The sequence below is a fragment of the Terriglobus albidus genome, assembly GCF_008000815.1.
Taxonomy (GTDB): domain Bacteria; phylum Acidobacteriota; class Terriglobia; order Terriglobales; family Acidobacteriaceae; genus Terriglobus; species Terriglobus albidus_A.
In genome coordinates this window covers 709,075-722,359 of the sequence record NZ_CP042806.1, presented here as the reverse complement: position 1 = coordinate 722,359, position 13,285 = coordinate 709,075, and the positions used below count along the sequence as shown (strand labels likewise).

The 13,285-nt window shown below is 56.8% G+C and carries 10 protein-coding genes; 7 read left to right on the top strand and 3 right to left on the bottom strand.

The window, feature by feature from the left end:
* Positions 1-105 precede the first annotated feature (105 nt).
* The 3 genes from FTW19_RS02995 (at position 106) to FTW19_RS02985 (ending at position 3,473) form a co-directional block, all read left to right on the top strand.
* A complete protein-coding gene (locus FTW19_RS02995; protein ID WP_246153546.1) occupies positions 106-816 on the top strand; it encodes a response regulator transcription factor in 711 nt (236 codons plus the stop codon).
* Positions 809-2,203, top strand: coding sequence for a sensor histidine kinase (locus FTW19_RS02990; protein ID WP_187143223.1), 1,395 nt, complete (start codon positions 809-811; stop codon positions 2,201-2,203). The genes FTW19_RS02995 and FTW19_RS02990 overlap by 8 nt, the downstream gene beginning before the upstream one ends.
* Before the next feature lie 118 nt (positions 2,204-2,321).
* Complete coding sequence (locus FTW19_RS02985) at positions 2,322-3,473, top strand: IS481 family transposase (protein WP_147645759.1); 1,152 nt, start codon at positions 2,322-2,324, stop codon at positions 3,471-3,473.
* A 115-nt stretch (positions 3,474-3,588) separates the two neighbouring features.
* Here FTW19_RS02985 and FTW19_RS02980 read toward each other — a convergent pair whose 3' ends face one another.
* The 3 genes from FTW19_RS02980 to FTW19_RS02970 all read right to left on the bottom strand — a co-directional run bounded on the left by FTW19_RS02980 (position 3,589) and on the right by FTW19_RS02970 (position 6,882).
* On the bottom strand, positions 3,589-4,470 hold the full coding sequence (locus tag FTW19_RS02980) for an alpha/beta hydrolase (RefSeq protein WP_222705522.1): 882 nt from the start codon (positions 4,468-4,470) through the stop codon (positions 3,589-3,591).
* 20 nt (positions 4,471-4,490) lie between these two features.
* Positions 4,491-4,946 carry a hypothetical protein gene (locus tag FTW19_RS02975; RefSeq protein ID WP_147646259.1) on the bottom strand — a complete coding sequence of 152 codons (456 nt, stop codon included), beginning with the start codon at positions 4,944-4,946 and terminating at the stop codon, positions 4,491-4,493.
* Positions 4,947-5,439: 493 nt separating this feature from the next.
* The gene (locus tag FTW19_RS02970) at positions 5,440-6,882 is read right to left on the bottom strand and encodes a serine hydrolase (protein WP_147646258.1); all 1,443 of its coding nucleotides are present in this window, start codon (positions 6,880-6,882) and stop codon (positions 5,440-5,442) included.
* A gap of 187 nt (positions 6,883-7,069) precedes the next feature.
* On the opposite strand from FTW19_RS02970, the gene FTW19_RS02965 reads away from it, so the two are divergent.
* The 4 genes from FTW19_RS02965 (at position 7,070) to FTW19_RS02950 (ending at position 12,780) form a co-directional block, all read left to right on the top strand.
* Positions 7,070-7,633, top strand: a complete 564-nt coding sequence (locus FTW19_RS02965; protein WP_147646257.1) for a sigma-70 family RNA polymerase sigma factor — start codon at positions 7,070-7,072, stop codon at positions 7,631-7,633.
* Positions 7,634-7,666: 33 nt separating this feature from the next.
* The gene (locus FTW19_RS02960) at positions 7,667-10,825 is read left to right on the top strand and encodes a serine/threonine-protein kinase (RefSeq protein ID WP_147646256.1); all 3,159 of its coding nucleotides are present in this window, start codon (positions 7,667-7,669) and stop codon (positions 10,823-10,825) included.
* Between the two features lie 20 nt (positions 10,826-10,845).
* Positions 10,846-11,190, top strand: coding sequence for a hypothetical protein (locus FTW19_RS02955; protein WP_147646255.1), 345 nt, complete (start codon positions 10,846-10,848; stop codon positions 11,188-11,190).
* Between the two features lie 222 nt (positions 11,191-11,412).
* On the top strand, positions 11,413-12,780 hold the full coding sequence (locus FTW19_RS02950) for a hypothetical protein (protein WP_147646254.1): 1,368 nt from the start codon (positions 11,413-11,415) through the stop codon (positions 12,778-12,780).
* Positions 12,781-13,285 lie beyond the last annotated feature (505 nt).

Below are 13,285 nucleotides of genomic sequence, written 5' to 3'. Positions count from 1 at the left end.
TAACGATTTGTAAGGATTTGTCGGATTACAGGGCGCAACAGCAACCGATGCCACTGCCTGGTGTTTTCATAAACAAGAGAAAATCCACTTCTGGCGGATCTGGTGATGATGCAGGTGGAACAGGGTAACGCGCCATCGTTGCTTGTCATTGATGACGATATCGAGTTGTGCGGTATGCTGCGTTCTCTGCTGGAGATGGAGCAGTTTGCCGTCGCGGTACGGCATGACGTTGTGAGTGGACTGGCCGAGGCCCTCTCCGGCAGGCACCGCCTTGTCGTACTGGACATCATGCTGCCAGGCGGTGACGGTCGTGCGTTGTTGCGGGATCTTCGCACCAGAACGGCGATCCCGGTCATCATGCTGACGGCGCGCGGGGAGGCAACCGATCGCATCTCCGGGCTTGAAGATGGCGCAGACGACTATCTTGCCAAACCTTTCAATCCTGGAGAGCTGATCGCCCGCATTCGCGCGGTGTTGCGCAGACACGCTCCTCCGGCGCCCGCAGACATCATCGTTGTGGGCGATATCACGGTGGAAGTTGCCAACAGGCGGGCACTACGCGATGGCGTTTCGATGGACCTGACCTCAGCGGAGTTCGACCTGCTGGTTGTACTGCTTCGGCGTGCAGGCGATTGTGTCACACGCGACGATCTCTCCCAGCAGGCGTTGGGGCGTCCGATGGGCCCCGTGGATCGCAGCATTGATAACCACATGAGTAACCTGCGTAGAAAACTTGGGCCCCATGCCGATGGCAGAGAACGGATTCGGAACATCCGCAGCGTGGGCTATTGCTACACCGGGAGCTCGCATGTTTAGGCTATTCCCGAGGATGTTCGGTAAGGTCTTTCTGTCGTTCTGGGCCTCATCGCTCCTGGTGCTCATCGCGGTAGGCGTGGTGAACGCCGCCCTGGGAACACGTCCGCTGCTGCGCGTGTGGCTGGCGAACTCGCTCACCTGGTATGGCCAGACTGCTGTCGAGCTGTATGAGCATGGCGGCCCATCGGCCCTGAACAACTACCTCACCGACATCCAGGCGTCTGGAATAGACGGTGCCCTGCTAGGCCCTGATGGAGCATTGCTTGGCTCTCACAAGGTTCCTGCAACCACCGACACCGTATTGGCCAGAGAGCGCCTTAGCCGGCGGAACGAAAACGACATCCAGACCTGGACATCGGCGATACCGATCCCCGGTAATCGGGGAGAGTATATCTTCGTCGCATTAGAGCACCCGAGACGCAGGGCCCGGATAGCATTTCAACCCGCCGCGTTGCTGGCTCGGATGGTCGCCGGTCTGGGAGTTGCGAGCCTGCTCTGTCTCCTGATGGCCCGCTATCTCACGCGACCGATCCGTAGCTTGCAGGGTGTGGCCAGACGGATTGCCGCCGGCGATCTGAAGGCCCGTGCGGCTCCCGTGATGGGGCCACGCGACGATGAGCTGGGCGAGCTTGCGATTGACTTCGATCGCATGGCCGACCGTGTACAGACATTGATCGAAAGGCAGCAGACGTTGCTGCGCGACATCTCGCATGAGTTTCGATCACCGCTGGCGCGGCTTACCCTGTCCGCGGAGCTGGTCAAGCGTGGAGATACGGACGCGGCGTCACGCATGGAAGGCGATCTTCGGCGGCTGGAAGCATTAATCTCGGAGCTTTTGACGCTTAGCCGCATGGAAGCCTCAGACCGTAACTCGCGCAGAGACCGGATCGATCTTTCCGGCATGGTGCGCCGCATTCTGGAAGACGCTGCGTTTGAAGGCCGGCCGGAGCAGAAGACATTGGTGCAGACCGGCGCCAATGAAGTAATGATGCAGGGCGACGCCAACCTGTTGGAACGCTGCATTGAGAACGTCGTCCGCAATGCGATTCAGCACACACCGCAGCATACAGGCATCGAAGTGAATGTCACTCTTTCGGATGAGACGCCGGCGGGGCAAGTGGCGACGATACGTGTGATTGATGAAGGCGAAGGCGTTCCTGAGCATGCCCTGCCGCATCTCTTCGAGCCGTTCTTTCGCGTATCTGCATCGAGAGAACAGAGCGGACGCGGTGCCGGCCTGGGCCTCTCCATTAGCCAGCGGATTGTGGAGCTGCATGGAGGCGCTATGGAAGCCTGCAACCGCGCGGAAGGCGGCCTTGAGGTAACGATGCGTTTCCCGGTGGTGCAGGGCTGGGGTTCAAACGTAGGTCCCGCGTCTCGCATGTAGGACAGAAGCAGATGTCTTTGTTTTGCTCAAGGCTTCAGCTGTTCAGTTCCATGACATCCTTTACACCTTGTCTCCAGACATCCTTTACAGGTTTATGCCTGTTTAGGGGTGTTTTTGGATGGCATGGAGGAAGGTGGAAGTGGAAGCGCAGCGATTGCGGTTTGTGGAGGCGGCGATGATTGGAGAGCGATCGTTTTCGTCTCTGTGTGTGGAGTACGAGATTAGCCGTCCGACGGGTTATCTGTGGCTGAAGCGATACCGTGAGCATGGAGCGGCCGGCATGCAGGAAGCCAGCCGCAGGCCTCTGCTGAGTCCCCGTCAGAGCCCTGCCGAGTTGGAAGAGCAGATCGTGTCTTTACGGCGCCAGCATCCTGACTGGGGTGCACGTAAGCTTCGCGTTCTGCTCGGCCGATCTGGGGTGAAGGTGCCATCGTCGACCGTACATCGAGTGTTGCGTCGGCACGGTCTGATCCACCGGCTGGACAGCCATCCACAGGCCACTGGCAGCTTCTGTCGCGAGGCGCCTAATCAGCTCTGGCAGATGGATTTCAAAAGCCCTAAGGGATGGAACGCGCATCTTGGCCCCTTATCCGTGTTGGATGACCACAGCCGCTATGCCTTGGTGTTGGAGCAACTGTCCTCGGGTGAAGGTCTCGTCGTCCAACAGAGGCTGGATAAGGCGTTCTCTGACTGTGGGTTGCCCGAGGCCATGCTGATGGATCACGGCCAGCCCTGGTGGAACGCGCAGTCACCAGGAGGATGGACGCAGCTATCCGTGTGGCTGATGCGGCTGGGCATCCGGCTGTACTTCTCCGGAGTCCGCCACCCGCAGACCCAGGGTAAGGTGGAACGCTTCCACGGTGCCCTGGAGCGGGCACGGAGAAGGTGCGGGCCGATGGATACGCCGCCTGGCCAGTCATGGCTGGACCGCTTCCGGGAAGAGTACAACCATGTTCGTCCCCATGAAGCGCTGGACATGGAAACGCCAGCAGACCACTGGCACCCCAGCCAGCGAGAGTACACCGAACCACGTAACCCCGCGTATGCCCCGGATGCCGAAGTGCGCGAGCTCAACAGCAACGGAGCGCTCTGGCTGGACGGACGCAGCTGGCAGGTAGCCGGAGCCCTGGCTCATCAGCCTGTCCGTCTCGCTCGCATCGATCAACGCATCCTGATCTTCTACGGTGACACGCCCATCCGGGAACTCGACCTCACGGGGCAGGGTTCCACGATCGTGGAACCCTGCCCCGCAAACTCACTCAATCTGTAAAGGATGTGTGGAGACAAACTGTAAACCATCTCTGGAGACTAGACAGCTAAAGCCATGCCCTTAAGCAAAACCATGACGTACTCATAGAAAGCGCGGAGAGGTTGAACCCTGGCGCCTAAGGAAGTCCCAGCTTCTGTAGAAAGGCATCGACCGCGTCGGTGTATGCACCGGGTAGGCCGAGGTTGGCGTTCACCTGCATATGCGAAAGATTCTGTGGCAGCACCATCGCCCGGCCGCCGAGCGACTTCACCTTCGCAGCAAATCTCTCGGCCTGTGGACATGGATGGTCGGGACGAATTGTCGAACAGATCAGAAACATCGGCATGGGCGTCCGGGTAAGCTGCTGCATCGGCGAGTTTTGGTTCCAGTACGCCGGATCGGATCCGAAGGCATTGTCATAAAGACGGTAGTGCGGCCCCTGCATGGTCTCCATCAGATCGAGCGTTGCGGTGTCGAGCGATACGGTCGCCAGCCATGACTTCGCTCCCTGCCCGGCGACCAACGAAGGAGATGTACTGAGGAGATCGACGAGATGTGCGCCGGCCGAATGGCCCATCAGGACGATGCGATTTGGATCCGCTCCCCAGGAGGCGGCCTTAGCCTGTACGACGCTGAGGGCTTTCGCAACATCCTGCGCCTGTTCCAGTGGTCGCGCCGATGGAAGCAGCCGATTGTCCGCCGAGATAAAGACGTAGCCTCTCCGAAGCCAGTGGTTCGCTTTATTCACGACAACATCGCTCAAGGTCTTATCGCCGATCCGCCAGCCTCCGCCATGCACCATCAGAATGATGGGGGCATTCCGGGGATTTGGCGGCAGGTAGACGTCCATGATCTGCGACGATGCCTGGCCATAAGCCATGTCGCGGAAAAAGGTAGCTCCCGGCGGGAGATCGAGACCGCGCCGGACAAGCCGGATGGGCGGAGCGTCCTGCTGCTGCGGCAACACCGGAGCGGAGAACGATACAAATAACAGCACTGAAGCGATGCACGATCTCACAGGACATCTCCTCCGAATTCCTATTGCATGTTGCCTGCGCCGCGGTTCTGCATGCGAGCCCGGGCCTGTTGCCTCATCTGCTCTTCGATCTGAATATATTGCTGCTTCTGTTGCTCATTGAGGATGGGCTCTATCTTCTTATCACTGTCTTCCACGATCTTCTTTGCCTTACGCATGCGCTGCATGGGACGCGACGAGGTATCCTCTCGCAGATCTCTCAGCTTCTGCTGACGGTCAGCGATGATGGGCTTGATCTGTGCCTTCTGCTCTTCTGTCAGGTTGAGCTTAGCGGCGAGCATATCCACCACCTGGTCAGGATCCATCGGCTGACGGCCTGTGCTTGCAGCGGGACTCTGATCTTGCGCGCTCTGCTCCTGAAGACTGGGGTCTTCGGCGTAAGCGCGGCACAGAGGTCCGGCAAAGAGCAAACAACTCATCAGAGAGATTGCCCACGAATTTATCCAGAGACGTTTCATAGCGAATGATCCTTTCCTGCTTCGGCAAAGGGGAGAGATAGATCGATGCCGCTCTCCTGATCGGCACAACTATGTCATCAGACAGGACGGGATGCCTTCCTGTTGCGCTTCAGAGTGTAAGGAAATGTCAGGATGCGTGTTGCCCCGGGAACCAGTGTCCCTGAGTCTGAAGTTCGCGCCATAAATAATGAGTGCGTTTGCCATCCGAAGCGTTGAAAAAGCAGGTCCTTCACGTCGCTCAGGATGACAAATCTTGCTAAGGACTTCAGATTCACCACACTAAGGTGCATCGACAAATTCGGGATACTACCCCGGGTCCTTCATCCATTGCAATGTGTAAGACGTTCGGGCGATCTTTCCCTGACGGACAGAGAAGGCCCAGCCCATTTATCTTTACGCTTTTATCAGCGGGCTGATGCCCGCCGCACTCCATCCGGCAAAGCCGATTGGGACCCCTGGGCTATCTCAGATCGATCAAATTCGCTGATAGGCCCTAGTGGCTTGACGTCTGCCCAAGCTTGTTCAGCATCTGCCGTGCATTGTCGGCATGCGCATCGAGCTGGACAGCTTTTTCGTAGTTGGCAATCGCGAGGGGTTTGTTGCCTGCATCCATATACGCTTCGCCCAGGCTGTCATAACAGTTACTGGATTGAGGATGAAGTGCAATGTTGCGCTGGAAGGCGGTAATGGCTCCGTCAAAATCTTTCACAGAAAGCAGACGGTAGCCATAGGCATTCATACTGCCTTCCGTAATGCTTCCATCTTCAAGCGATGCAGCGAAGACTTGCAGGGTCTCTGCGACGGAGTGATGCAAGGAGTACTGCATGAAGCGCATCGCCGGCGAATCATAAGTGTCATACTTCACCCACGAGAACGAGGTATGTTCTCCGCCAAGGGCTGTCTGCGTAATCGCAGGAGCGATCGCAAGACCATCGCGGCTGTTGGCAAAATATACGACGGCATCGCGCCGCTTGAGATCGACCGAAACATAGGCTTTGAAAACGCCGTTGTCGCCGTAGTGCCAGAGATAGGTACCAGAAGAGTTTTTCTCGATTGCCCAGCCGAGGCCCCAGAAAAGCTTGTCGGACAGCCTGCCGGGCGCATGATCGGTACAGATGAAGCAGGAGGGATCGATAGCGATCTGCGGTGTCTCCATCTCGCGGAGTGTGCCAGGCTTCAGCCCTTTCCCGCCAAGAATGGCTTCAAGAAAAAGAGCATAGTCCTGCGGTGTGGTGATCAGGCTGCCGGCGACTCCAGCGAACTTCGCATGGAAGATTGGATACGGCGCACCGCCGCTCTCATACCCAGTCGCAACCACCGGCGCCCACTCTTCATGCCAGATATAGCTGGAGTGCTTCATGCCCAGATACTGGAAGACCTCTTCCCGCATAACGTCTTCCATCTGCTTGTGCGTGATGGCTTCGATGGCTGCCTGCAGATACACCATACCTTCGCCGGAGTAGCTGAAGCGCTCTCCCGGAGTGAAGTGAATAACCAGAGGACCGTCCTTATCCGGCCTCCAATTCGGAAAACCGGTGCGATGGCTGAGGACGATACGCGCAGTGATCTTTTCCAGACGAGGTTCGTTGTCAATGTACGGCTTAGGAAGATAACGCGTGAGCGGTGTGTCGAGGTCGAGTTTGCCCTGGTCGACCAGACGGAGCACCGCATACGAAAACACGACCTTACTGAGCGAGCCGACGTTGAAGATGGTTTGCTGGGTAACCGGGCGGCCCGAAGCCACATCGGCCATGCCGAAACTATGGAGCCACTCCGTCTTACCGTGACGCACCACGGCGATGGAGACGCCGGGAATGCCGGCTGCCTGCATCCACTGCGGAATCCCTTGTTCCAGTTGCGGAATAGCTGGATCGTTGGTCTGAGGAAAGAGGAAGACGGGCGACAGCAGCAGTATGAGGAGCGCTAGCTTCTTCACGAAAGCCTCCGGTGGGAGGAGGATATACGAATATTTACGTAGAGAAAAAATGACTTTGTTCTAAAAGGCACCCTGATCGGAAAAAAGGAACAGGGGCCGCCTGGCTCATTCACCAGTAACGGGGGTTCGGTGTGCTATGATTTGCGCACAGTTCACAACCTATTTTTTGTCAAGGTCTGAGGCTCGAATGGACCCGGCGTCGGAAGAGATCACGCAAATTTTGGCGGATTTTGCACACGGCCAGGAGTCGGCAAGAGATCGCCTGCTTCCGCTTGTCTATGGGGAGCTTAAGAGGATCGCGGCGGCCCACATGCGACGGGAGCGGCCGGATAACTCCCTACAGCCGACTGCCCTGGTCCACGAGGCCTACCTCAAACTGATTGGCATCCGGAAGATTGAGTGGCAGAACAGGGCTCACTTCTACGCGATGGCCTCCAGGTTGATGCGCGAGATATTGATCGATAAAGCTCGTCGCGACGATGCGGAAAAGCGTGGCCGCGGAGTCACGATGATTGCGCTGGATGAGGCCCTTGCCCGTGCTCCATCGCGGGATGTCAATCTGCTGGCGCTGGACCGGGCACTGGATGAACTGGCCATACAGCATGAACGCAAAGCAAAGATCGTCGAGATGCGATTCTTCGCCGGATTGACCGAGGAGGAGATCGCCTGCGTCCTTGGTATTTCGGTGCGAACAGTGAAACGTGAGTGGCAGTTCACGCGGGCGTGGCTGTTCAGTGCCTTATCGAGGTGAGACACAGAGAGGACTGGCAAGTAAGCGACCGTGATGCAGAGCAAGCGATGGGAGGCGGTCAGCCGCATATTTCACAAAGCCCTGGAACTGGATGTGGCGGAGCGCCCGGCGTTCGTCGCCCTTGAGTCCGGTGACGATGACGGATTGCGCTCTGAAGTGGAACGCTTACTGCAAGCTCATGTAGAGGCCGCGTCATGGCTCTCCAGACCTGCGCTGGCAGGTTTCGATGTCAATCCCACGCTCGCGGCCGGAACGATAGAGGAAGGCGACCTGCTGTGCGACCGCTTTCTAATTCGGCGGCAGATCGCCGCTGGCGGCATGGGAACGGTCTATGAAGCGTACGACCAGGAATTACACACTCCGGTTGCATTGAAGGTCGTTCTTCCGGAGATCGCGAATGACCCGGAGGTGGTGGCGCGATTTCGCCGCGAGGTCGCGCTGGCGCGGCGCATCACTCATACCAACATCTGCCGCACCTTCGATCTCGAACGCACGGTGCACAAGGGCGCCGGAATCGTCTTTCTGACGATGGAATTCCTTCAGGGCCGCACGCTCGCCGAGCGGCTACGCGCTGAAGGGCCCCTGGACTGCACCAATGCCCTGCATATTCTTCGTCAGATTGCGCAGGCGCTGGCAGCGGCACACAGCCTGGGGGTGGTCCACCGCGACATCAAGCCAGGCAACATCATGCTGCTGGAAGAGGGCAGTGAAGCGAAGGAAGTCCGCGCCGTCGTGACCGACTTCGGCCTGGCCCGCTTAGCCGCCCCGATGGGGACCACCGCTTATGCCGCAAGCGATGCCGAGGAATCGCTGACACGCGGATATCCGATCGGGACGCTGTCCTACATGGCTCCCGAACAGTTAGAGGGGCTGACTGCAACGGTAGCTACGGATGTCTATGCACTCGGGCTGGTGACGGCAGAGATGTTGTCTGGAACGCGAGTCTTTGCAGCACACAGACTGTTGAATGGCATGGCGGCGCGGCTGGATCAGCCATCTCTGGCAACCATGCTGCCATCTCAGATTCCCGCAGCCTGGATTTCGATTCTTGAACGTTGCCTGAACCCGAAGCCGGAAGATAGATACCCGGATACGCTTGCCTTCCTACATGATCTGGAAACAACTGCCGCACAACCCCCACGGGTGAAGAAATGGTCGCGCCCAACACTGCCTGCACTGCGAAAACAGTGGCTCGCCATTAGTGGCGGAGTATTGCTGATCGCCGCGGCCCTTTTTGGCGGCATCATGCGCCTAGTACAAGTGAACACCCATTCCACCGTCCCGGCAGGAGCTACCGTGTATCTCGCCCCGCTCACCAACCGTGCCGCAGTGCATGAACTGGATCAGGCCACTACCCTGCTGGCCAGTCAGCTCTCGCAATCGACGCACGTACAGGTCTTAGAGCAGAGCCGTATAGACGAGACCCTTCGCAACATGAAGAAGCCGGCAGATACATCGATCGATGCGGCAACGGCGCGTGAGATTGCGTTAAGGACCGGAGCGGTGCGTGTGATCTTTCCATCGATCGAGGTGACCCGTGGAGGATATACGCTGTCCGTCACCATCGATCAACCGGATCACGATCCATCGCGTTCCCGGACAAAGTGGACTCGAGAGTTTCGCTGGCAGGCAGCGAAAGAATCATCGCCTCTTGATAATGCGGCTCTAGCGATGATTCGCGAGGCAGGCGATTGGGTTCGCGAAAAGGTGGGGGAATCGGCCGATGACATCGCACGGCTCGACATCCCTCCAGAAGATGCAACGACCGCGAACTGGCAGGCACTGGATGAGTACGCACATGGAGAAAGGCTGCTTCTTGACGGTAAGACCGATGACGGGATTACCGCTCTCGAACGTGCGACGCAATTGGATCGCGAGTTCAGCCTGGCCTATGCGCGGCTTGGAGACGTGCTCGTCTCAATGAACCGTTGGCGCGACGGCTTGGCGGCATACCGTGAGGCCATAAGCACGACAAGTAGGCAGCGCCTTTCCCGCCGTGAACTGGACCGCGTACGTGGCATCTATGCCAGCGATACTCATGATTTCGCTACTGCGGAGGCTCAGTTTCGCGACCTTGCTTCCTACTATCCCAGTGATTGGCTCGCCTGGTTCTACCGCGCTTTGCCGCTGATGCGACTGGGGCGCATAGAGGAAGCGATTGAATGCCTTAAACATGCGCATGCGTTGGTCCCGCAGAGGCTGAGTCCGACAGCGACACTGGCGCAGTTTTCACTCGTCGCTGGCGACCAGGCAGCAGTGGCGGGATGGATCGCAGAACTTCGCCGTTATGGATATCCCATAGAGGCTGCCTGGATTGAGGGAGAAGCAGCGGTCCTGCGGGGGGACACCCAAACCGCAGAGGACAGGTTCAACCAAGTGAGCCGGTCGACGTCACCAAGCCGGGCGATTGCAGGGTACCAGTTGCTCGCTCACGTAGAGGCGGAAGAGGGACGGCTGGCGCTGGCTCAGGAGTCGATCAATAAGGCCCTTCTACTCGCGGAATCTGGAGGCGAAAAAGGGAACCAGTCATCTGTGTTGATGGATCGGGCGTGGTTGCGATGTCAGATGGGTCAGATTACCACCTGTGCCCAGGATGCAGACAACTCGCTGGCAATCGATCATTCGTCATATCGGATGCGCGCGGCAAGCCTATTGGTGGGCAGATTTGCGCCTACGGCTGGAGTCGCTGAGAAGGCTCACCTGCTAAAGCTATTGAAGTCAAAGGATTCCGAGGGCCACCGCGATGAGATCGGCCCTCTGTTCGAGATGGCTCAACTGGAGAAAGAGGGCGCATTCCAATTGGCACAGCACCATTGCGAAACAGCCCTGAAGGCCTTTCGCGCTGAAGCGGCCATCGATGCGGCTGTGGAGTCACGCATGTATCTCGCGCAGAGCCTCGAACAGTGCGCGGAATGGGAAACATCATCGGCACGTGGCCATGCGCTTCGTCGAGAGGCGGCAGACGCGTATGCCTATGTGGCATTCAGGCCCGCGTTGATCTGGATCATCGTTTCGTCTCATCCACCTGGCTCCTATGTGGCTCAGCTGAGCGGTTGGATCCGCACAACAGACGAACATACCGGGCAATATGCCGAGGCAGAGAAGTTACTGCGCAATTTGCGCTCACAGACGTCACCTCACGGTAACTCGTATCCGGATCGTCCGGCAGCGATACCGCGCTCTATCCACTAACCGCGTGAAAGGAACATCCCATGAATGATCTCGCTGCTCTCAAGAACCTCTTGATTCTTTGGCTCGTCGTCACGACAAAGACAGGAAGTAACGGACATGCCTATCTCGATGACCTAAGGGATCCAACGGCGCAGGCGGCTCTTGCTCATAGGCTTGGCGTTTCACCTGGCACTGTAAAGAATTTTTATAAGAAGGCTACGGGATCGTTTGGCATGCAATTTCAAAACGTACAGGAAAGCTTCCATGATCTTGTCAAAGCGGAGCTAGGGGGACCGTATCAGGGAGACTTCTGCCCTCTTGCCATTGATGCGATCGAGAATTTGATTTCAACGGTGCGTTTGGCACAGCAGTCAACATCCGCATAACAATCACCGATAGGGAAGTTCCCCCCTTCCCGATCGTGCAATTTACAGACCGAAGAAAGGCGGAGCGTCATGCGCATTCTGAGTTTAGCCACTGCAATGTCATTGCTGTTGGGATTGGGCGTATCTACTTGCTCTTTTTCCAGAGAAAACCATCAGCAATCAAGGACGGCGACTGTCACATCTGTGCGACATGAGCTGAGTGTAGCCCTTGGCAGGTACCCTATGACTCATGATGAGATCCAGCAGATGATCTCGCGCAATGATCAAAGTGAAATACGCGCGCATGGCTGGGCGGTCCTCACTTCGCTACTTTCTAAAGATCCACAGGGTGAAAATGGCAATTCGGGCTACGTGGCTGACTGGGATCGCTTGAATGGTCAGTGGGAAAATAAATGCACATTGGGGTTGGGTGGCAACAGCTCAAGATGCCGCATCGTAAATAATTCAGATTGTCCATTACCGAAGCCGCAGAATGCCACACGATTTGCAACCTTCATGGAAGTTCCGACGCAGCAAATCGATTTTACGAAACTTCACTCTAATGCACCTCAAGCTCCTGCCTTGCCAGCTCCTTCTGCTCTCGCATTTATCTCTTCGATTCGCTTCAACCCTAAAGCCTCCGATTTTATACGCCGGCATTGCCTACACCAGGCGCAGGGGATTGAATCATTGGCGAGGGAGAGTGAACAAAATCGCCAATTCGATAACACGTCTGTAATTGTTAAGTTGATCTGGGCCACACCTGATCCCCGGCACCAAGTTTCCGTATGGAATCCAGCGTTTGCCAAGAGGAAAAACGATGGTGATTCCGTTTTACCTAATGTTGATCAGTGGCAGCGAGTGAAAGTAGATGTGAATGACCCATCGCCTTGTTCGGTAAGCTCGCATCCAGGATTCAAGACCTTCGCGCCGGACCGCCCCCCAACTACAGACTCAACCGTCCCGATCAATTGTTTCTATCATCGATATTATCCGTGCGAGCTTCTAGACGGCGGCCTTGCGCCATCGAGCGTGGGACAGGTTAATCACTGTCGCCACGGCAAATTCTTCTATGCATTATTGATGGGCGTACATATCATTACGGCCGAACAGCATGACTGGGTCTGGTCCACCTACTGGTGGACTCCCAATCCTAAAGAAGACACTCGACACGACGATCAACCGCCGAGCGTAGCTCAGTATGGACCATGGTGGTTCTATGCGATGAACACGACAATGTCTCCCACAGTTCCGCTAGAGGAAGACGGTTCTCCTCACATCGCATTCAACCCTTATATTGAAGGGCCCAACCATAACGCGACCAGTTCTAATTGCATGTATTGCCATCAAATGGCCGTAATGCGCCCCGGTAGCAGCAAGATTACTGCTGAGCAGGCGATTCGATCCGGATCCCCACCACCTTGCGCTTACAAACATCCGTTGCCAACAGGATGTCCTCTGACCGACATACTGCCCTACAACGATGCCTATCGGCGAGACGCAACGGCCACACACTTCCTGTGGAGCGTAGCAGACAACCAAGACCCTGAACGAAGGAAGAATACAAGCTTGATTGAAATGCTTCATAAAACACCAATGAGGCGACCATAGAGCAATCGTAAGGAAGGCCGACCTCAACCTTCGCGGAAATAGTCCAGAACATTTATTTCACCGGAATTAGCTGATGGTCAGTTTGTATAACCGCATAGCGGATGCCATTGCGTGTGAGCTTGTACATGTGGCGTGGCGGTTTCATTTTCGCTCTGTGCCCAGCTTCAGGGAAAAGCTCTAGTGGCTCGACGTTTCGCCCAAGCTTATTCAGCATCTGCCGTGCATTGTCGGCATGGACGTGAAGCTGAATGGCTTTTCATAATTGTTAATCGCCAAGGGCTTGTTCCCTGCATTCATGTACGCCTCGCCCAGGCTGTCATAACACTTGCTGGATTGAGTTTGGTTCGCTGTGTAACTGCACGGCTCAAAGCCACGTCAGCCTTGCCGAAGCTGTGAGCCACTCCGTCTTGCCGTGTCGCGCGAGGGCGATAGAGGCCCCGGGAATGCCAGCTACCTGCATACTGCGGAATACCTTGTTCCAGTTGTGGAATAGCTGGATCGCTGG